Source organism: Phycicoccus jejuensis (assembly GCF_044797865.1).
Lineage (GTDB): Bacteria > Actinomycetota > Actinomycetes > Actinomycetales > Dermatophilaceae > Phycicoccus > Phycicoccus jejuensis.
This window is the reverse complement of sequence record NZ_CP085209.1, coordinates 952,561-970,540: the sequence shown is the minus strand read 5'-3', so window position 1 is coordinate 970,540 and position 17,980 is coordinate 952,561. Positions and strand designations below refer to the sequence as shown.

The 17,980-nt window shown below is 70.2% G+C and carries 24 protein-coding genes and 2 pseudogenes; 13 read left to right on the top strand and 13 right to left on the bottom strand.

From position 1 onward, the window contains the following. Window positions 1-11: 11 nt before the first annotated feature. The 3 genes from LG324_RS04550 to LG324_RS04540 form a co-directional block, all read right to left on the bottom strand. Window positions 12-230 (bottom strand): heavy-metal-associated domain-containing protein, encoded by a 219-nt coding sequence (locus LG324_RS04550; protein ID WP_404352198.1) that lies wholly within the window; start codon window positions 228-230, stop codon window positions 12-14. Window positions 231-262: 32 nt separating this feature from the next. Continuing rightward, window positions 263-556, bottom strand: coding sequence for a metal-sensitive transcriptional regulator (locus tag LG324_RS04545; protein ID WP_055816919.1), 294 nt, complete (start codon window positions 554-556; stop codon window positions 263-265). Between the two features lie 79 nt (window positions 557-635). Beyond that, entirely contained in the window at window positions 636-1,016 is a 381-nt protein-coding gene (locus LG324_RS04540; RefSeq protein ID WP_404352196.1) for a DUF2752 domain-containing protein, read from the bottom strand. A gap of 217 nt (window positions 1,017-1,233) precedes the next feature. On the opposite strand from LG324_RS04540, the gene LG324_RS04535 reads away from it, so the two are divergent. Together LG324_RS04535 and LG324_RS04530 are read left to right on the top strand one after the other, a co-directional pair. Then, on the top strand, window positions 1,234-1,395 hold the full coding sequence (locus LG324_RS04535; RefSeq protein ID WP_404352195.1) for a hypothetical protein: 162 nt from the start codon (window positions 1,234-1,236) through the stop codon (window positions 1,393-1,395). After that, window positions 1,368-2,849 (top strand): multicopper oxidase family protein, encoded by a 1,482-nt coding sequence (locus LG324_RS04530; protein ID WP_404352194.1) that lies wholly within the window; start codon window positions 1,368-1,370, stop codon window positions 2,847-2,849. The genes LG324_RS04535 and LG324_RS04530 overlap by 28 nt, the downstream gene beginning before the upstream one ends. Window positions 2,850-2,860: 11 nt before the next feature. Here LG324_RS04530 and LG324_RS04525 read toward each other — a convergent pair whose 3' ends face one another. The 3 genes from LG324_RS04525 to LG324_RS04515 form a co-directional block, all read right to left on the bottom strand. Beyond that, entirely contained in the window at window positions 2,861-3,934 is a 1,074-nt protein-coding gene (locus LG324_RS04525) for a HoxN/HupN/NixA family nickel/cobalt transporter (protein ID WP_404352193.1), read from the bottom strand. Window positions 3,935-4,087: 153 nt separating this feature from the next. Further along, on the bottom strand, window positions 4,088-4,510 hold the full coding sequence (locus tag LG324_RS04520; protein WP_404352192.1) for a rhodanese-like domain-containing protein: 423 nt from the start codon (window positions 4,508-4,510) through the stop codon (window positions 4,088-4,090). Window positions 4,511-4,582: 72 nt separating this feature from the next. Further along, a complete protein-coding gene (locus LG324_RS04515; protein ID WP_404352191.1) occupies window positions 4,583-5,176 on the bottom strand; it encodes a DUF305 domain-containing protein in 594 nt (197 codons plus the stop codon). A gap of 430 nt (window positions 5,177-5,606) precedes the next feature. Here LG324_RS04515 and LG324_RS04510 point away from each other — a divergent pair, with 430 nt between their 5' ends. From LG324_RS04510 to LG324_RS04490, 5 genes and pseudogenes are all read left to right on the top strand, one after another. Beyond that, window positions 5,607-6,218, top strand: coding sequence for a TlpA family protein disulfide reductase (locus tag LG324_RS04510; protein ID WP_404352190.1), 612 nt, complete (start codon window positions 5,607-5,609; stop codon window positions 6,216-6,218). Continuing rightward, window positions 6,215-6,988, top strand: coding sequence for a cytochrome c biogenesis CcdA family protein (locus LG324_RS04505; RefSeq protein ID WP_404352189.1), 774 nt, complete (start codon window positions 6,215-6,217; stop codon window positions 6,986-6,988). Before LG324_RS04510 ends, LG324_RS04505 begins: the two co-directional genes overlap by 4 nt. Window positions 6,989-7,053: 65 nt before the next feature. Continuing rightward, window positions 7,054-8,585, top strand: a pseudogene (locus LG324_RS04500) (cytochrome c biogenesis protein ResB). Further along, window positions 8,582-9,622: a c-type cytochrome biogenesis protein CcsB gene (gene ccsB / locus LG324_RS04495; RefSeq protein WP_404352188.1), complete on the top strand. Its 1,041-nt coding sequence runs from the start codon at window positions 8,582-8,584 to the stop codon at window positions 9,620-9,622. The pseudogene LG324_RS04500 and the gene ccsB overlap by 4 nt, the downstream one beginning before the upstream one ends. Window positions 9,623-9,656: 34 nt before the next feature. After that, complete coding sequence (locus LG324_RS04490) at window positions 9,657-10,550, top strand: potassium channel family protein (RefSeq protein ID WP_404352187.1); 894 nt, start codon at window positions 9,657-9,659, stop codon at window positions 10,548-10,550. Window positions 10,551-10,570: 20 nt separating this feature from the next. Here the strand turns inward: LG324_RS04490 and LG324_RS04485 are convergent, their stop codons facing one another. After that, the gene (locus LG324_RS04485; RefSeq protein ID WP_404352186.1) at window positions 10,571-10,822 is read right to left on the bottom strand and encodes a hypothetical protein; all 252 of its coding nucleotides are present in this window, start codon (window positions 10,820-10,822) and stop codon (window positions 10,571-10,573) included. A gap of 53 nt (window positions 10,823-10,875) precedes the next feature. Then, window positions 10,876-11,112 carry a hypothetical protein gene (locus LG324_RS04480; RefSeq protein WP_404352184.1) on the bottom strand — a complete coding sequence of 79 codons (237 nt, stop codon included), beginning with the start codon at window positions 11,110-11,112 and terminating at the stop codon, window positions 10,876-10,878. Window positions 11,113-11,335: 223 nt separating this feature from the next. Between LG324_RS04480 and LG324_RS04475 the strand changes: the two genes are divergently transcribed. The 4 genes from LG324_RS04475 (at window position 11,336) to LG324_RS04460 (ending at window position 14,091) form a co-directional block, all read left to right on the top strand. Further along, window positions 11,336-11,725, top strand: coding sequence for a DUF302 domain-containing protein (locus LG324_RS04475; protein ID WP_404352183.1), 390 nt, complete (start codon window positions 11,336-11,338; stop codon window positions 11,723-11,725). Between the two features lie 73 nt (window positions 11,726-11,798). Continuing rightward, window positions 11,799-12,416 (top strand): DUF3105 domain-containing protein, encoded by a 618-nt coding sequence (locus tag LG324_RS04470; protein ID WP_404352182.1) that lies wholly within the window; start codon window positions 11,799-11,801, stop codon window positions 12,414-12,416. A 251-nt stretch (window positions 12,417-12,667) separates the two neighbouring features. Further along, complete coding sequence (locus LG324_RS04465) at window positions 12,668-13,039, top strand: ArsR/SmtB family transcription factor (protein WP_404352181.1); 372 nt, start codon at window positions 12,668-12,670, stop codon at window positions 13,037-13,039. Continuing rightward, a complete protein-coding gene (locus LG324_RS04460; RefSeq protein ID WP_404352179.1) occupies window positions 13,036-14,091 on the top strand; it encodes a cation diffusion facilitator family transporter in 1,056 nt (351 codons plus the stop codon). The genes LG324_RS04465 and LG324_RS04460 overlap by 4 nt, the downstream gene beginning before the upstream one ends. Before the next feature lie 215 nt (window positions 14,092-14,306). Here LG324_RS04460 and LG324_RS04455 read toward each other — a convergent pair whose 3' ends face one another. The 4 genes and pseudogenes from LG324_RS04455 to LG324_RS04440 form a co-directional block, all read right to left on the bottom strand. Further along, window positions 14,307-14,786, bottom strand: coding sequence for a cation transporter (locus LG324_RS04455; RefSeq protein ID WP_404352177.1), 480 nt, complete (start codon window positions 14,784-14,786; stop codon window positions 14,307-14,309). A gap of 94 nt (window positions 14,787-14,880) precedes the next feature. Continuing rightward, window positions 14,881-15,099 (bottom strand): heavy-metal-associated domain-containing protein, encoded by a 219-nt coding sequence (locus tag LG324_RS04450; RefSeq protein WP_404352175.1) that lies wholly within the window; start codon window positions 15,097-15,099, stop codon window positions 14,881-14,883. A 32-nt stretch (window positions 15,100-15,131) separates the two neighbouring features. Continuing rightward, a pseudogene (locus LG324_RS04445) lies at window positions 15,132-15,425 on the bottom strand (metal-sensitive transcriptional regulator). An 82-nt stretch (window positions 15,426-15,507) separates the two neighbouring features. Beyond that, complete coding sequence (locus LG324_RS04440) at window positions 15,508-15,861, bottom strand: DUF2752 domain-containing protein (RefSeq protein WP_404352173.1); 354 nt, start codon at window positions 15,859-15,861, stop codon at window positions 15,508-15,510. Window positions 15,862-16,153: 292 nt separating this feature from the next. On the opposite strand from LG324_RS04440, the gene LG324_RS04435 reads away from it, so the two are divergent. Continuing rightward, window positions 16,154-17,128 (top strand): IS481 family transposase, encoded by a 975-nt coding sequence (locus LG324_RS04435; RefSeq protein ID WP_404352171.1) that lies wholly within the window; start codon window positions 16,154-16,156, stop codon window positions 17,126-17,128. Window positions 17,129-17,182: 54 nt separating this feature from the next. Further along, window positions 17,183-17,425 (top strand): hypothetical protein, encoded by a 243-nt coding sequence (locus tag LG324_RS04430; RefSeq protein WP_404352169.1) that lies wholly within the window; start codon window positions 17,183-17,185, stop codon window positions 17,423-17,425. Window positions 17,426-17,468: 43 nt separating this feature from the next. On the opposite strand, the gene LG324_RS04425 is transcribed toward LG324_RS04430, so the two are convergent. Next, a complete protein-coding gene (locus LG324_RS04425) occupies window positions 17,469-17,867 on the bottom strand; it encodes a hypothetical protein (RefSeq protein ID WP_404352167.1) in 399 nt (132 codons plus the stop codon). Between the last annotated feature and the right edge of the window lie 113 nt (window positions 17,868-17,980).

The following is a 17,980-nucleotide window of genomic DNA, read 5'->3' as shown; positions in this document are numbered from 1 at the left end:
CAGCGTGTGGGTCAGGACGTGAGGTGGTAGTCGCCCGCCTCGTCCAGCGCGGCGACCACGTCCTCCTGGTCGAGGGGCTCCGCGCTCGTGACGGCGACGGCGGAGGCGTCCCCGGGCACGAGGTCGATCGTCACTCCGGTGACGCCATCGATCCCGGACAGCTCCTCGGTGACGGCGTGGACGCAGTGGTCGCAGGTGAGGCCGGTGACGCTGTAGGTCTGGGTGGGCATGGTGGTGTTCCTCTCGATGGGTGGTGGTGCGGTCAGGAGCGGACGAGCCGGGCGATGGCGTCCGACGCCTCGGTCAGCTTGACCTCGGCCTCGTCACCTCCGGCCCGGACCGCGTCGGTGACGCAGTGCCGGAGGTGTTCGTCGAGCAGGCCGAGGGCCACGGTCTCGAGGGCCTTCGTGGCGGCTGCGACCTGCGTGAGGATGTCGATGCAGTACACGTCCTCGTCGACCATCCGCTGCAGACCGCGGACCTGGCCTTCGATCCGCCGCAGCCGGTTCTGCACCGCCTGCTTCTCCCCGATGTAGCCCGGGACCGTGTGTGCCATCTCCGCCTCCTCGCCTACCCCATGGGGGTATCACGAAGAAAGGTTATTACCCGTGGGGGGTATGCGTCAAGTGGCTCCCTCAGGGGCCCATCAGCAGGTCGGCCCGCCCTTGTTGTCGCACCTCGAGCGCGACCACGGCGACGGCGACGCCCAGCCACAGCAGGCGGCGAGCCCCCGAGGAAGGCGACCAGACCCAGGCCGGCCACCTCGACGTGAGAGCGCCGCACCCCGCGCGCAGCACCATGAGTCCCGCGGCCATGACAGCGGCAATGCCGAGCGGGTTGTACGTCCACGCGAGGCCGAGCTCGCCGCGAACGGTGAACACCGCCGCCCGCGTCGCTCCACACGTGGGACCCATGACACCCCAGCGATGAAGCGGTCCGTGGGTGTCGAGCGACGGCAGTCCGACCACGGCGAGCACGACGGCCGCCACCATGCCCCCGGTCGCGACGAGGGTCACCCAACGGTGGCGGTCGTGGTCCTCGACCGCCACCGGCCACCCGGACGGTCGTGGGACGGGTCCCAGGCGCACTCCCACGGTCCATCTCCTCCACGACACGACGACCGTCCTACTGTGCTGGAGCAGCCTTCGGGAGGTCGAGCGGGACCCGCAGATCTTCATCGCTTCTTGACGGGCCGCAAGCCGCGTCTCCATCTGTCCGCGTGATGGTGGAGCCATGGAGAAGAACGTGCTGAAGGCCATGCGACCGGAGGCGGCCCTCAGCGCCGCCTCGGCCGGGCCGGGAATCGGTGGCCTGCGCGGGTGGGGCGTCGCGGTCGCGCTCGTCGCTCTGGTGTCCCTCGCAACCTGGTGGACCACCCGACGGCGGCGACGATGACGCCGGACCCGCGCCCCCCGGTGAGCCGGCGCGCCGTGGTCGCCGCGGGCGGCCTGGGCGCGACCGCTGTCGCGCTCGGGGCCTGGGGCACCTGGCAGGCCGTGGGCAGATCCTCGACCGGCGGGGCCTCGTTCGCCGAGCCGCCGGTCAGTCGCAGCGCCGACGGACTGCTCAAGGTCGTGTTGGAAGCGGCGCCCGGCGTGACCCTGGCGGGGCGTTCCACCCACGCCCTGGGATACAACGGGCATTCGCCCGGACCCACACTCGTCGTCCGCCCGGGGGACCTGGTGCGGGTGACCCTGCGCAACCGGCTCGACCAGGCCACCAACCTCCACACGCACGGCCTGCACGTCTCCCCGGCCGGGAGGAGCGACAACGTCTTCCGCATCGTCGGCCCCGGCACGGACGCGGACTACAAGTACCGCATCCCCGACGACCACCCGTCGGGCACGTTCTGGTACCACCCGCACCACCACGGAACCGTCACCGACCAGGTCTTCGGCGGCCTGCTCGGCGCCATCGTCGTCACCGGACCCGACGAGCCGGTCGTCGACCGCGACCGGGTTCTCGTCGTCAGCGACACCACCCTCACGAGCGACGGCACCGTCGCTGGGGCCGGCCACATGGACGCCATGCTCGGCCGTGAGGGAGACCTCGTCCTTGTCAACGGGCTCCGGGAGCCGCGCATCGAGGTGACCGCCGGGACCACCGAGCGGTGGCGCGTCGTCAACACCTGCGTCTCCCGCTTCCTCGACCTCGAGCTCGAGGGCCGGCCCTGGCAGCTGCTCGGCTACGACGGCCAGGCTCTAAGCGCACCCCAGGAGCGGGACTCCCTGCTGCTCGCCCCGGGCAACCGCGTCGACGTCCTCGTCTCGCCCTCGGCCACCGGGTCGACGACACTCCGCAGCCGCAGCTACGACCGCGGGGACATGGGCATGGGTGGCGGCATGATGGGCGGCAAAGTCGACTCCTCCAAGGACGTCACGCTCGCGGCGGTCACCATCACTCCCGGGCCCGATGCCTCACGAGCCGTCTCATGGCGCGGCCCCGGGGTCCCCGCCCGCGACCTGCGCCGAACCTCGGTCGACCGGAGCCGCCGGCTGACGATGACCGGCGGCGGGATGGGCATGGGCATGACCGAGTTCGGCTTCGGCGGACGGACCTTCGACCCCGACCGGGTCGACCAAAAGCTCCGGCTCGGGACCGTCGAGGAGTGGACCATCACGAACACGACGACGATGGACCACCCCTTCCACCTGCACGTGTGGCCCATGCAGATCGTCGGTCCCGAGGAGTCTGCCGAGCCGGACTGGCGCGACGTCGTCATCGTGCCGGCGAACGGACAGGTCACCGTCCGCGTCGACGTGCGCGACCACCCCGGGCGGACGGTCTACCACTGCCACATCCTCGACCACGAGGACCTCGGGATGATGGGCGTCGTCGAGGCGGTCTGACGCCGTGGTCGCTACCCGAGGGTTCGGGTGGCGCGACGGGCGCGGGCCAGTCGGAGGATGCCGAAGCTCGTGGCCCAGACGAGGGCGAAAACGGCGACGAGGGCGAACCCGGCGAACTCCAGGTCAACCGACGTCGCCCAGGACAGCCCGGGAACATCGAGGCGCTGCGCGGTGAGCTGGAGCAGCAGCAGAACGCCGACGGCCAGCGCGACGACGACCGACAGGAGCGTCACGGTGGCGTTGTACGCGATCTTGCGCCCGGGGTCGACGAACGCCCAGCTGTACGCGCGAGACATCACGACGCCGTCGAGGCTGTCGAACAGCAGCATGCCGGCCGCGAACAACGTCGGCAGCACGAGAATTGCGTACCAGGGAAGGGTGTACGCGGCCGTCCCGCCTGCGAGGACCAGCAGGGCGACCTGTGTCGCGGTGTCGAAGCCCAGTCCCATGAGCAGGCCCACCGGATAGATGTGCCACGGCTTGTCGACCCGCTGGACGGCCCGGTGGAAGAGGCGTGCTAACAGCCCTCGCTGGTGCAGGTGGTGCTCCAGCGCAGCCTCGTCGAACGAGCCGGCTCTCCAGTGGCGGTAGGCGTGGACGATGCCGAAGAAGGCACTCAGGTTCAGGAGCCCGATCGTGATGAGGAAGATTCCCGCCGCCAACGTCCCGACCAGACCGAGACTGCTCTGCAGGGTCGAGCTCTCGTCCTGGACGGGGCCCGCGAGGGCCCGCACGCCCACCGCGAGGAGGAAGGACAGCCCGAAGACGACACTGGAGTGGCCCAGCGCGAACCAGAACCCGGTGTCGAGAGCCCGCTTCCCCTCGCCCACGAGCTTGCGGGTGGTGTTGTCGATGACCGCGATGTGGTCGGCGTCGAAGGCGTGGCGTGCGCCCAGCAGGAACGCCGTGACTCCGAGCCCGACCCCGAACACGCCCGCGTCGCCGACCTCGTACCCGCGCGGCGCGATGACCAGGAGGAGAACTCCCCAGCCAACGGCGTTGACGAGGAGGACCGCCGAGACGACTCGGACCAGGACCACCCGCTCGCTGGCCGTCCAGCGTCGTCGGTCGGTGGCGGTCGGCACACCCCCACCTTATTGCAGGGTATTCGCAACAGGGCGGGAAGCTGTTGCACGACCCGGGCACCACCCACGGCCGGACCCCGGCCCCCACGACGACGGTGGAAGACCACGAGCTGTCCACGGGGAAACATCAACGCGGTGCGAGCACCGCGGTCATCACCCTCCGGCGTCATGCTCCACGCTGCGGCCACTGGCCTCCCAGGCGTCCATCCCGCCCTGGAGCTCCACGACGTTCGTATACCCCAGACCCGCAAGAGTGCGCGCCGCGTCACTGCTCATCCGTCCGCTGCGGCAGTAGACGGCGATCAGGGTCGCAGTATCCGCGGGAAGCCGCTCGCGTTCGTCGCGGATCCGGTCGAAGGGGACAAAGACGTCGGTCCCGGGGATCTCACCCTCGTACGGCGTGTGGACGTTCACCGCCGTCACGCTCGGCCTCCTGATCATCTCGGCGAACGCAGCCGGCTGGAGCAGCCGAGCCGCCGGGGAGTCGGTGGTCGTCGGCGTCTGCGCGTCGGCCTCGCAGCCTGTCGCACCCACCGCCGCGAGGGGCAGGACGAGCACCAGCGCTCGACGGGACATCCTGTCACTCGTCCTCGCCTCGTCGATGGCTACCCTCCTGCGTCTGCGCTTCGCGGTCCTGACCCTTGGCTTTCAGGAGCTGAGGAGCTTCTTCATCGTCGCGATCTCCGCAGTCTGCGCCTTCTCGATCTGTCCCGCCAGAGCGACGGCGTCGGCGTCGGCGCCGTCAGACATCTCGGTACGTGCCATCTCGATGGCGCCCTCGTGATGAGCCACCATCATCGTGAGGAACCGGGTGTCGAAGTCCGCTCCGGAGGCCTTGGAAAGGGACGCCATGTCGGCGGTGCTCATCATCCCGGGCATCGAGCCCGACATGTCCATGCCGCTCATGTCGGCCGGTACCGGCCGACCCCACGCGGTCAGCCACGCGGACATCGTCTTGATCTCCGGGCCCTGAGCGTCCTTGATCTGCGTCGCCAACGCCTTGACCTCCTGACGCTTTGCCCGGGTGTCCGCGAGCTCCGCCATCTCGACGGCCTGACGGTGGTGGGAGATCATGTCGGTCGCGAAGCTGACGTCGGCGTCGTTGAACGTCGCTGACGTCGTCGCGGACAACGAGGACGTCGACGCCGAAGATGACGCCGCACCGTCACTCACCGTGCCGCTGCACGCTGTCAACGCGACGGCCGCGAGCGTCAGCGAAACAGCCAGGGTCTTGGGTGCCACGCGGGCTCCTTCGGGAAGAGGACCCGCGATCGCGAGCCAGGTTCGGTGGCGGTCCACCCGCCGGTGGTCCCAGTGTGCGGACCGTTCCCCGGCCGCCACCCCACCCGAACCATGAAGACTTCATGTAGATGCGGCTCCGAAAGTGCCATGGCCCGGCTTGACGGAATCTCAACACGATGTCGCTGCTCTCTTCACACGCGAACGCCACGGTGGAGCGCGTGTTCGAGGTCACGGGAAGTATCGGGTCGCTCCTCGCCGCCGGGGTGGCGCTCTCCCTCCTGTGGGGCGCTGTGGTCTACGCCGTGATCCGCTGCGTCGACACTCAGCCGAAGGCGGGAAGAGGATCGGCCGCCCCGTCGGTTGCCCCGTCCGTCGGCAGCCATCGGCGCTTCCGTGCCCGGCCGTTCCAGCCCGGACGAGGCGGTCGGCAGTGACCGGCCACGCAGCCGACATCGCTCGACGTGGGCTGTTGGGCCTGGCCGGGAGCACCGCCGTGGCGGCGCTGGCCGGGTGCTCTCCGGATCCCCACTCTGTCGCCGCGCAGGCGAAGGCCGGCGACCAGAAGGGCTACGTGTCCGGTGACGGCGCTGTGGAGACCGTCCGTGCGGTGGACCGGGCCGAGCCGGTGACGATGTCGGGTGAGCTGCTCGACGGCACGGCGTGGGACATCACCTCGACCCGCGGGACGGTGTTGGTTCTCAACGTCTGGGGGTCGTGGTGCCCGCCGTGCGTGGCGGAGGCGCCTGGGCTTCAGAAGGCCTGGGAGAGCGTTCAAAAGAAGTCGCTGCCCGTACAGTTCATGGGCATCGACTTCCGCGAGGAGGCTGCACGCGGGGCGGCGTTCAACCAGAAGTACGGGATCACCTACCCGAGCTTGTCCGACGAGGCGGGGGTGCTGATCCTGCGGTTGCAAGGCAAGGCGCCGACAGTGCCGACCACACTGGTGCTGGACCCGAAAGGCCGGATCGCGGCCCGGGTCAACGGCACCGTCGATGCGACCACGTTGACGGGCCTCGTCGACGACGTGGTCGCGGAGTCGTGACGCAGATCCTGGCCGTCGCCACCGGTGACGCGGTGGCGACCGGCGCGCTGCCGCTGGCCGTGGCCGTCGCCGCCTTGGCCGGGCTCGTCTCGTTCGCCAGCCCGTGCGTGCTGCCGTTGGTCCCGGGGTTCCTGGGTTACGTGACGGGGCTGACCGGTCAGGGCTCCGATGCGGAAGCGGTGAAGTCCGGGCGTGGCCGGGCGGTACTGGGCGCTCTGCTGTTCGTGGTGGGCTTCACGGTGGTGTTCGTCCTGGGTGCGGTGTTCGTCACCTCGGCCGGTCGGGTCCTGGTGGAGCACCGGGTGCTGCTGTCACGGGTCGGTGGCGGGGTCGTGGTCCTCATGGGTCTGGTCTTCCTCGGCGTGGGCAGCGGCCGGGAGGCGCGGATCCGCTGGCGACCACGGGCAGGGCTCGCGGGATCGCCTGCGCTCGGGGCGGTGTTCGCCCTGGGGTGGGCGCCGTGTACCGGTCCGACGCTGGCCGCGGTGCTGGTCATGGCCAGCACGTCCGTGGACCCACAGGTGGGCCGGGGCGCCACCCTGGCCGTCGCGTACGGCCTTGGACTCGGGCTGCCGTTCCTCCTCGTGGCCGCCGGACTGGACCGCGCCGGCCGGGCGTCCGCCTGGCTGCGACGTCACCACCGTCCCATCCAGATGTTCGGCGGGGCCATGCTCATCCTCGTCGGGCTACTCCTTGTCACCGGCATGTGGGAGACCCTCAACCGTTGGGTCCAGACCGAGCTCGTCGCCGGCTTCCAGGTCTCGCTGTGAGCACCGACCAGCGCCCCACCGGGCCGGCGTCAGACGCCCACGGGCCGGCCCCCGGCGGTCCCGTGATGCAGCCTCGGCTCGGGCTCGTCGGGTGGCTGCGGTTCGTCTGGCGGCAGCTGACGTCGATGCGCACCGCGCTGCTGCTCCTGCTGCTCCTCACGGTCGCCGCGATCCCGGGCGGTACCTTTCCCCAGCGCTCGATCGACGCCGCCCGTACCGCGCAGTGGATCACCGACCATCCGACCACCGGGCCCGCGCTCGACCGCCTCGGCTTCTTCGAGGTGTACGCCTCACCGTGGTTCGCCGCGATCTACCTCCTGCTTTTCGTCTCGCTCATCGGCTGCGTCGCCCCACGCTCACGGATCCACTGGCGGCAGGTACGGGCCCGCCCACCGCGAGCGCCGCGGCGGCTCGACCGGCTGGGCGCCCATCGCGAGCTGGAGATCGACGGGCACCCCGACGAGGTCCGCGAGCGACTGCGGACCACCCTGCGGCGTCGGCGCTACCGGATCCACGCGTACGACGACGCGACGCTGTCGGCCGAGAAGGGTCACCTCAGGGAGACGGGCAACCTCGTCTTCCACCTCGCCCTCATCGGCGTCCTGATCGGCGTTGCCTGGGGTCACCTCCTCGGCTGGAAGGGCGACGTCATCCTCCCCGTGGGCCAGACGTTCGCCAACACCCTGTCGCGCTACGACACCTTCAGCCCCGGCCCAATGGTCGACGTCAACCACCTCGACCCGTTCACACTCACCCTGGACGAGTTCGCCGTCTCCTTCGAGACCAAGGACCGCGGGCGGGGACAGTTCGGCGCCCCACGTGACTTCACCGCCACCACCCGCTTCACCCCCGCCTCCGGACCGGCCCGAGAGGTCGACATCAAGGTGAACCACCCGCTCGAGAGCGGTGGCGGCACGGTCTTCCTCCTGGGGAACGGGTACGCCCCCCACGTCACCGTGAAGAGCGCCGACGGCAGGGTTCTCTACTCCGACGCCACCCCGTTCCTCGCCCAGGACAACAACTACACCTCCGTCGGGGCCATCAAGGTCCCCGGCGCCCAGCCCGAGAGCTGGGGTTCGCCGGCTTCTTCCTGCCCACCGGCGTCATCGACCAGCAACAGGGGCCGCACTCGGTCTTCCCCGACGCCCTCGACCCCCAGCTCGCCCTCACCGCCTTCTCGGGCACCCTGTTTCCCGGCGGGGCACCGCAGTCCGTGTACACGCTCGACACCGCACAGATGACCGCGCTCCCCGGCAAGGACGGCGCCGACCAGCTGCGCATCCTCCTACGCCCTGGTGACACCTACGACCTGCCCGGCGGTCGCGGGTCGATCACCTTCGACGGCGTCGAGCGCTTCGCCGGCCTGTCCATCCGCACCGACCCCGGCAAGACCCTCACCCTCGTCTCGGCCCTGCTCGCGCTCGCCGGACTCGTCCTCAGCTTCGTCGTCCGACGTCGCCGGTTCTTCGTCCGGGTACGCCCCGCCGACGACCCTGCCCGAACGGTCGTGGCCGTGGGGGGTCTCGCCAAGGACGACGACACCGCCATGGACGACGAGGTCGCCGACATCATCCTCTCCGTGAAAGGAACGCCATGACCGAATCGACCTGGGCCGCGCTCTCCGACTACTCCGTCTTCTCTGCCCTCCTCGTCCTGTCGGGCGCGCTCGTGGGATACGTCGTCCACCTCGTCCGAACCGCGCCTCGGGAGGACACCACATCGGACGGCGCCATGACCTCCGCTCCACGCGTGACGCAGCAACAGCTCGTGGATCCTGCCGGGGCGCCGACCCCCGACGGCGAGAGCTCGGGCCCCGGGCTCGTGGGGGTCGCGACGACGGACGGGCCCGACCACGAGACCGGACGTCCCGACCCCGGGCCTGGTCGACGGGCATCCGGCATCGCCTGGATGCTCACCCTGCTGGGTACCGCCCTCGTCGTCGCCGGGGTCGTGCTGCGCGCCCTGGACGTCCACCGGTGGCCGCTCGGCAACATGTACGAGTTCGCGCTCGCCGGCGCCATGTTCACCCTCCTGGCGTACATCGCCTGGTCGACCCGGCGGGATCTGCGGTGGCTGGGCGCCTTCGTCCTGGCGCCCGTCCTCGCCGTCCTCGGGTCGGCCGTCACTATCTGGTACACGGAGGCATCCCAGCTCATGCCGTCACTGCGGTCGTACTGGCTCGCCGTCCATGTCACCGTCGCGACCATGACGGTCGCCGTCTTCACCCTCGGCGCTGCGCTCGGGGCCCTGTACCTGATCCAGGACCGGATCGAGACCGGCGGCTCCGCGCGTGGCCGCCGCTCCTTCATGAGACGGCTTCCGACGGCGCAGGCTCTCGAGCGGCTCGCCTACGCCGCGCACGTCGTCGCCTTCCCGATGTGGACCTTCACCGTCATCGCCGGCGCCATCTGGGCCCGGCAGGCCTGGGGCTCGTACTGGAACTGGGACCCCAAGGAGGTGTGGAGCTTCGTCATCTGGGTCGCCTACGCCGCCTACCTCCACGCCCGCGCCACGACCGGCTGGAGGCGCCAGAACGCCACCTGGATCGCCCTGGCCGGCTTCGGCGCCGTCATCTTCAACTTTGCCGTCGTCAACGTCTTCATCGTCGGCATGCACTCCTACTCCGGCCTGTGACCGGCATCGACCGGCCCGAGGGCGGGACCCGCTGATGACGACGCTCGAGACCACGGCCGGGGTCCTGCTCGTCGGGCTCGTGCTCCGGGACATCTTCCACACCCTCTTCCACCCGAGCGGCTTCGGGACCATCGCCCGCAGCACCTTCGTCTCCGTGTGGCGAGGGACCCGGTTCGCCTGGCGCCGGGGTCGCGGGCCGGAGCTCGCCGGTCCGGCCGCCCTCGTTCTCGTCATCGCCCTCTGGGCCCTCGGCGTGGTCGGCGGCTTCGCGCTCGTCTACCACCCACGCCTGGAGTCGTTCACCGTCGACCACGGGCATCCGGCCGCGACGACCTTCGGCACGGCCCTCTACGTCTCGACGGTCGCCGTCAGCACCCTCGGGCTAGGGGACGTCGTTCCGGCCGACGGACCCATGCGGACGGCCATCGTCCTCGAGGCGCTGATCGGGTTCCTCCTCCTGACCGCGGCCATCTCGTGGGTCCTGCAGCTCTACCCCGCCCTCACCCGACGCCGGGTCCTCGCCCGCAGCCTGCACACCCTGCACCGCACTCGCTACACCGACCACCTACGAGCGGGGTCCGGCCCGAGCGACGCGGTCCTGCTGGACGGCCTGATACAGCAGCTCGCCACTGCCGCTGTCGACCTGGAGCAGTACCGCGAGTCCTACTACTTCCGGGAGTCGCAGCGCGAGACCGCCCTGGCCGCCGCCCTCCCCGTGGCCCGTGCCGTGGCCGACCGCGCCTGCGCCCCGTCGGCGCACGTCGAGTGCCGACGCGCAGGACGACGACTCCGGGCGGAGCTCGACACCTTCCAGCACCAGGTCGCCGACGTCATCGGTGCTTCGGCGGACGACGACCCGATCGGCGCGTACGCAGCCGATCACGAGCACAGACCGTTCATCGACCACGCCGCACTCGACGACGCGTGACCCGGCGCGGTGCGAGTCCGTCAACGGTCGAGCCGACCCGCTTCCTGGTCCACCGTCGCCGACCACCACGGCGGCAGCTGCGCGATCCTCGTGCGGCTGGCGTGGGCCAGGGACACGAACGCCGCCACGCTCAGAGCCGCCATCGCCGCGAGATCCCAACGATCCTCGGCGTAGTGAGCGATCCCGGCAGGAACCAGCAGAGCACCCGTCCCACCCGCAATGACGACCGGCCAACAGACCGGCGGGAGCCGCTTGCGCAGACTGGCGACCACGAAGACCGTTGAGAGCAGCAGCGCTACAGCGACAAAGAAACTGTGGCCAAGTATCACCGACGGGTGCCCGGCTCAGCGCGGCCGGCCAGGACCGCCCCGATGACGAAGACCGCGCCGGCCGCCGGATAGCCGGCCACGAGGTCGACGAGTCCCGACGGGCTGCTCGTCAGATGTGCCCCGACGTGGACGATCGCCACGACGGCGGCGACGCCCATGAGCACCTTGCCGGCCAGGACCAGGCGCCGGTGCCTCCGGTACTCCTGCACTGCCGATCCGTGCGCTTCTGGCATGTGCCCGTCCTCCTGTTTGTGGTCGTTCGGTCCGCCGTCAGACCCGCGATGACGAGGGCGAGGAGAGCGGCGACGGGTCGAGCCTCACATGTCGACGTCACGCAGCGGTCACGGCAACGGTGCATCCCGACCTTCTTGACGAAACGTTCATGGTTCCTCAACGCCGCCCGAGGAACGGTCTGCGAGCGTCGGATCGTCCGACACCCAGACAGGAGCCCGCGCCATGTCCTACGCACTGTCCGTCACGACCGACGGCCCCTTCGACGACACCCTGACACGGACCCGGTCCGCCCTCGAGGACCAGGGCTTCGGCGTCCTCACAGAGATCGACATCGCCGAGACCCTCGCGGCGAAGACCGGCGAGACGATCCCGGGCCAAGTGATCCTCGGGGCGTGCCGCCCGCCGCTGGCCCTCGACGCTCTTCGAGCGGAGCCTGGTATCGGCCTCCTCCTGCCCTGCAACGTCGTCGTCCGGGAGGCGGACGACCGGGTGCTCGTCGAGGCCATGGATCCGGAGGTCATGGTGCAGGTCACCGGCAACCAGGACCTGCACGGCGTGGCAGCCGACGCGCGGGCCCGTCTCGAGGCTGCCCTGACCTCGATCACCGCCTGACCGCGCCGCTCACAATTCCACGCTCGACCACGGTCCCACCGTGGTCGAGTTCCCTGTCGCATGGAGCTCGTTAGTGGCCCGCCCCGATCGTCCCTCCCGTGCCCGGCTCGAGAAGCTGAAGAACCAGCAGCGCGCCCGCGAACGCCGCACTCGGTGGCTCTGGGTCGGCGGCACCTCCCTCGCCGTGTTGGCCATCATCGCCGTCGTCGTGTTCACCGTGGCGCGCGACGTGGCGACCCGCCCCACGCTCGACGCTGTGAGCACCTACGAGCCGAGCAGGAACCACGTCACGACCCCCGTGACCTACAAACAGTCGCCGCCCGTCGGCGGAGACCACAACCCCGTCTGGCTCAACTGCGGCGTATACGACAAGCCCGTCCCCAACGAGAACGCCGTGCATTCCCTCGAGCACGGCGCCGTATGGGCCACCTACTCCCCCGACCTGCCTGCCGGGCAGGTCGACAGCCTCGTCTCCAACCTTCCAGCGGACTACGTGATCGTCTCCCCCTACAAGGGGCTTCCATCTCCCGTCGTCGCCTCCGCCTGGGGAACCCAGCTCGCCCTGGACGGCGTCGATGACCCCCGGCTCGCCGAGTTCATCCGGGAGTACCGCCAGGGACCGCAGACCCCCGAGCCCGGCGCCACCTGCAGCGGGGGAACCGACGGGAGCACCGCACCGCAGACCGGGTGACGGCCCCCGCGTCGGATTGCGGCTTAGCGGACTGCCGGCGACGATCACGCCGCGCGAACGAGAGCGAACACCGCGCCGAGCCGCGCGGTGAAGGTGCCGATGCTCACCCCCTACTCGAGATGGGGGCGACGAGCATCGTGGCAGTCGGACCCCGGGGTCCGAATGCGACGGCGCCACCGCCGCCCTTGCCCGACCAGTGACAGCATTCTCCCGGAAACACAGGAGCCGTCACCATCGCTTAGTATCTGCGTATGCGCGCAACTTCGCAGACACCTGATCTTCCCGACGAGCAGGTCGAGCTCGCCGTCGAGGTCTTCCGAATGCTGGCCGACGGCACGCGGGTGCGCCTGCTGTGGTCCCTCCTCGAGGCCGAGCGGTCGGTCACCGAGCTGACCGCGATGGTCGGCAAGCCGGGACCCGCCGTCTCCCAACATCTGGCCAAGCTCCGGATGGCACGGCTCGTCCGCACCCGCCGCGACGGCAACCAGGTGTTCTACCGGGTGGAGAACGAGCACGTCGCCAGCCTCGTGCGGGACGCGGTCCACAACGCCGAGCACGCGACCGACGGCGTCCCCGCTCACCACCGCGGCGCCGTCACGCCCTTAACGGAGAGCGCGCGATGAGCCGGCCCGGCGGAGCTCCCGACCACGACCACGACCACGACCACGACCACGACCACGACCACGACCACGACGGATGGTGGGAGCAGCTGTCGCACGTCGTTACACCGCACTCGCACGACGCGCCCGACTCCGTCGACTCCGCCTTAGAGGCGAGCGCGCGAGGGATCCGGGCGGTCAAGCTGAGCCTGGTCGGGCTGGGCACCACGGCCATCTTCCAGCTCGTCGTCGTCGCCTGGTCCGGGTCCGTCGCCCTCCTCGCGGACACCATCCACAACTTCTCCGACGCCCTCACCGCCGCGCCGCTATGGATCGCGTTCGTCATCGGTCGGCGCGCCGCCACCCGCCGCTTCACCTACGGCTTCGGTCGGGCCGAGGACCTCGCCGGGCTCTTCGTCATCGCGATGATCGCCCTGTCCGCCGTCCTCGCGTGCTGGCAGGCCATCGACCGGCTACTCGACCCTCGACCGATCAGCAACCTCGGCTGGGTCGCCGCCGCGGGCTTCATCGGCTTCCTCGGCAACGAGGCGGTCGCGCTGTTCCGTATCCGCGAAGGGCGGGCCATCGGCTCTGGCGCGCTCGTGGCGGACGGGCACCACGCCCGCACCGACGGGCTGACCTCCCTCGCGGTCCTCGTAAGTGCAGGCGGGGTCGCGCTGGGCTGGCAGTGGGCCGACCCAGTCGTCGGGCTGCTCATCACCGTGGCGATCCTCTTCGTCCTGCGGACCGCGGCGCGGGACGTCTTCCGCCGGCTCATGGACGCGGTCGACCCCGATCTCGTCGACAAAGCCGAAGCTGCTCTGTCACGCGTCGACGGCGTCCGCTCCGTGCGGCTGGTGCGGATGCGCTGGATCGGACACGAGATCCACGCCGACGCCGACCTGGACGTCGACCCACGTGCGACCCTCGACGAGGCACATCGCGTCGCGCATGCGGCCGAAGATGCACTGACGGCCGAAGTGCCGCGGCTCACCACTGCGGTCGTCCACGCGTACCCGGCTCAATCCCACGACGAGGCGCACACCGACGATCCGCAGCCCTCGCCGCGGCCCTGACTGACCCAAGAGCGCGACTTCGGCCGAGCTGCGTGTGTCGGCCACGCCGGACACGGACCGGCCGTTCCGTCGACCCTGGCGACCTCGCCGCTGAGCTCGACCGGGTCCGAGCCGACTACAACAAGATCCGGCTGTACGCCTCCATCGGCTACGCCCCCTCGACGACGAACACGAGGGCCGCAGCCACGCCATTCGCAAGGCCCGCCGAGACGGACTCAAGTCGCCGTGCCGAAGCGATGGCCGAATGAGCCTCCGCCACCACGAGGCGCGTGTACGCGGCTCCTGGTACCCGAGGACGACAGCAGTCGGCGTCCTCGGACTCTGCTGGTAGACCTGGCGACAGACGAAGCGGGTAGAGGACACAGCCGACGACGACGGGCTCGCCAGGGCAGCATGCTGAGCACCACGACCGGGGCGGCGAGCACGGCCGACACGAGGAGCCGCTGCCGCCATGCGGCGGCTCGTCCGGCGCGTGCCGGTCGGTCGACCCGCCGTCGGCATCTGGCGAGGCATCCGGCGGCAGATCTGCCGTGTAGCCGGTGGCCTCGACCGTCGCGACGAGGTCGGCGGCACTGACTGATGCCGTCCACGAACGAGACCCGGACCTTCTCGATGGCGTACTTGACCGTTGCGGTGACTCCATCCATCCGGTTGAGCTTCTTCTCCACACGGGCCGCGCACGAGGCGTCGGTCATCCCCCCGATGACCAAGCTGGGTCTCGTGGGTCGTGGCGCCCGTGGTATGGCTGGTCATCAGAGCCTCCCTCCCCGGCCGTCGCCGACCGACGCGTCAGGACGCGAGGTGGTAGTCGCCCGCCTCGTCGAGGGCGGCCGCGACGGCCTCACGGTCCAGGGGTCCGGCGCTAGTGACCATGACGGCTGAGGTGTCCCCCGGCACGAGGTCGATGGTGACTTCACTGACGCCGTCGAGGCCGGACAGCTCGCTGGTCAAGGCCTGGACGCAGTGGCCGCAGGTGAGGCCGGTGACGCCGTAGGTCTGAGAGGTCATGGGGGATGTCCCGGCGGTGAATCGGTCGCCGGTCAGGAGCGGACGAACCGCGCGATGGCGTCGGAGGCCTCCGTCAACTTGACGTCGACCTCCTCACCGCCGGCACGGACCGCGTCGGTGACGCAGTGCCGCAGGTGCTCGTCGAGGAGGGCGAGGGTCACGGTCTCCGGGGCCTTGCTGGCCGCGCCGGCCTAGGTGAGGATGTCGATGCAGTAGACGTCCTCGTCGACCATGCGCTGCAGTCCGCGCACCTGTCCCTCGATGCGCCGCAGCCGGTTCTGGACCGCCTGCGTCTCACCGATGTACCCGGGAACGGTGTGGGCCATGGCTGCCTGCTCAGTCGTACCCATATGGGGTGCGCGACTTTGACCGTACTACCCTCTAGAGATATACCTGAACAGCGCTGGCTTAGGGACCCATGAGCAGGTTGGCACGCCCTTGCTGCCGCACCTCGAGCATGACGAGAGTGGCCAGGGCCACCAGCCACAGCACCCGCCGAGCCCTCGGCGACAGCGACAGCGCCCACGCCGGCCAGCGCCTCGTGCTGATCCCCCAGAGGGCCCGGGCGGTCATCAGACCCGCACCCACCACCGCCGCGATCCCCAGCGGGTTGTACGTCCACGCCAGTCCCAGCTCACCCCGAGCCGTGAACATCGCCGCCCGGGTGGCCCCACAGGTCGGCCCCATGATTCCCAGCCAGTGCAACGGGCCGTGGGTGTCCACCGGCGGCAGACCGACGAGCGCCATGGCGGCCGCAGCCACGACTCCGAGGAGCGCCAGAGAGGTCAGCCACCGGTAGCGGTCGTGCCTCTCAACCGTGAGCAGCCGCCCAGGAGTGCGCCTTTCGGGGGTCCGTTCCCTTGCGTCGACCATCGATGCCTCTCCGTCCGGGGCCACAAACACCCGCGCCAACATGCTGACAGTCCCACCGCGTCGAGCGAACAGCAGCTAGCTGTACTCGGCCGGGACGTTGGTGACGCGTAGGCGTTGACGAGGAGGAGAACCTCCGGGTGAGGTGTGGATTGTCTAGGTCCTACACCGCCCGGAGGTTCTCGTGGCCCACGCTAACGCTCGTCTGAATGTTCATGGTCGTCGTCTTCTGGTGGACCGGGTCCGTCGCCAGGGGTGGGCGGTGGCGCATGCGGCGAAGGCGATGGGGATCTCGCGTCAGTGCGCCCACCGGTGGGTGGCCCGCTTCGATGCCGAGGGCGAGGCCGGGCTGGTGGATCGGTCCTCCCGGCCGAGGTCGAGCCCACGCCGCACCAGCGCAGCGGTTGAGGCCGCGATCCTGGCTGCCAGGGTCGAGCACCGCCGCGGGCAGGACTGGCTCGGGCCCGAGCTGGGCGTGCCGGCCCGCACCGTCAGCCGCGTCCTGCGCCGCCACCACGTCCCGCTCCTGCGGGTGCTGGACCCACTCACCGGCGAGGTGATCCGCGCCAGCAAGTCCACCGCGGTCCGCTATGAGCGGGACCGGCCCGGGGAGCTGGTCCATGTCGACGTCAAGAAGATCGGGAAGATCCCCGACGGTGGCGGGTGGCGCGCCCACGGCCGCTCGATGGGGTCGAGCGCGGCGAAGAAGAAGGCCCGGATCGGGTACGACTACGTGCACTCGATGGTCGATGACCACTCCCGCCTGGCCTACAGCGAGATCCTGCCCGATGAGAAAGGAGCCACCTGCGGGGCCTTCATCCAGCGTGCCGCGGCCTACTTCGCCGAGCACGGCATCCCCGTCATCGAGCGGGTCATCACCGACAACCACTTCAGCTACCGCAAGAGCAACGACGTCGCGGCCGCGATGACCGCTCTGGGCGCGAAGCACAAGTTCATCCGCCCCCACTGCCCCTGGCAGAACGGCAAGGTCGAACGCTTCAACCGCACCTTGGCCACCGAATGGGCCTACCGACAAGTCTTCACCAGCAACCAAGCCCGCGCCGACGCCCTTGCCCCCTGGCTCGAGCAGTACAACACTCAACGACGCCACACCGCCCTCGGCGGACTCCCACCGACCAGCCGCCTGTCACCAACCTGATGGCCGGGTACAACTAGCGCTTGTCCGTCGAACACGTGTTCGGTACACTGAGGCATGGACACAGAGACCCTCTCCCGCCGCATTGCGGGGCTGCGCGAGGAGTGCGCGCGGCTGGGTCGTGAGCTGGCCGAGTCGGGTCAGTCGCTGTCGGAGGACGAGGCGTTCGAGCTGGCGGGGCAGCTGCAGGGCGTGGTCAACTCGGCCGAGGGCGCGACGGCTCTGGCGGGGGCCTGGGCGTTCTTCGATGGCTACGACATCTGTGGCGAGCCGCTGCGTCACCGTCCTCGCGGCCAGTGAGGGAATGACCCGACCCGCCCTTCCTTCCTCCCCCGCCATGCGACTACTCGCCGCCCTGGAAGTCGTAGGTGCGTGGGACGTCGACCTGCTGGTCCTGGGGACCGAAGACCAGTGCGATCTCCTGTCGGGGACGCAGCTGGATCTGCGCCGGGTCCCCGGTGACCGCGTCCCCGTCGACGTAGGCGGTCAGGGCGTTCTCGTTGCCGGCCCGCAGTCCACCGATCTGGTCGGTGGTGAGCGGGACGTCCCACTCGGTGAACAGCTGCCCCAGGGTGAAGACCTCGCCCTTGGTGGTGGCTTCGATGTGGATGACGCCGTCGTCGGTGTGCGTGTGCAGTGGGGCCATGGCGCCGGAGCCGGAGTCGATCCCGAGGTTCGCCGGGACGGACACGGGCTCGCCGTCGACGATGACGTCGAGGTGGGCGTGGTAATGCTCAGCCATCCCCATCCGGAACGGGAGGCCGGCGGACGCGACGAGCTTCTCGACGTCCCGGGTCGGGGCGGGCCATGGGGGCCCGGAAGTTGCGCTCTGACCGCTGCCGCCTGCCAGCTCCG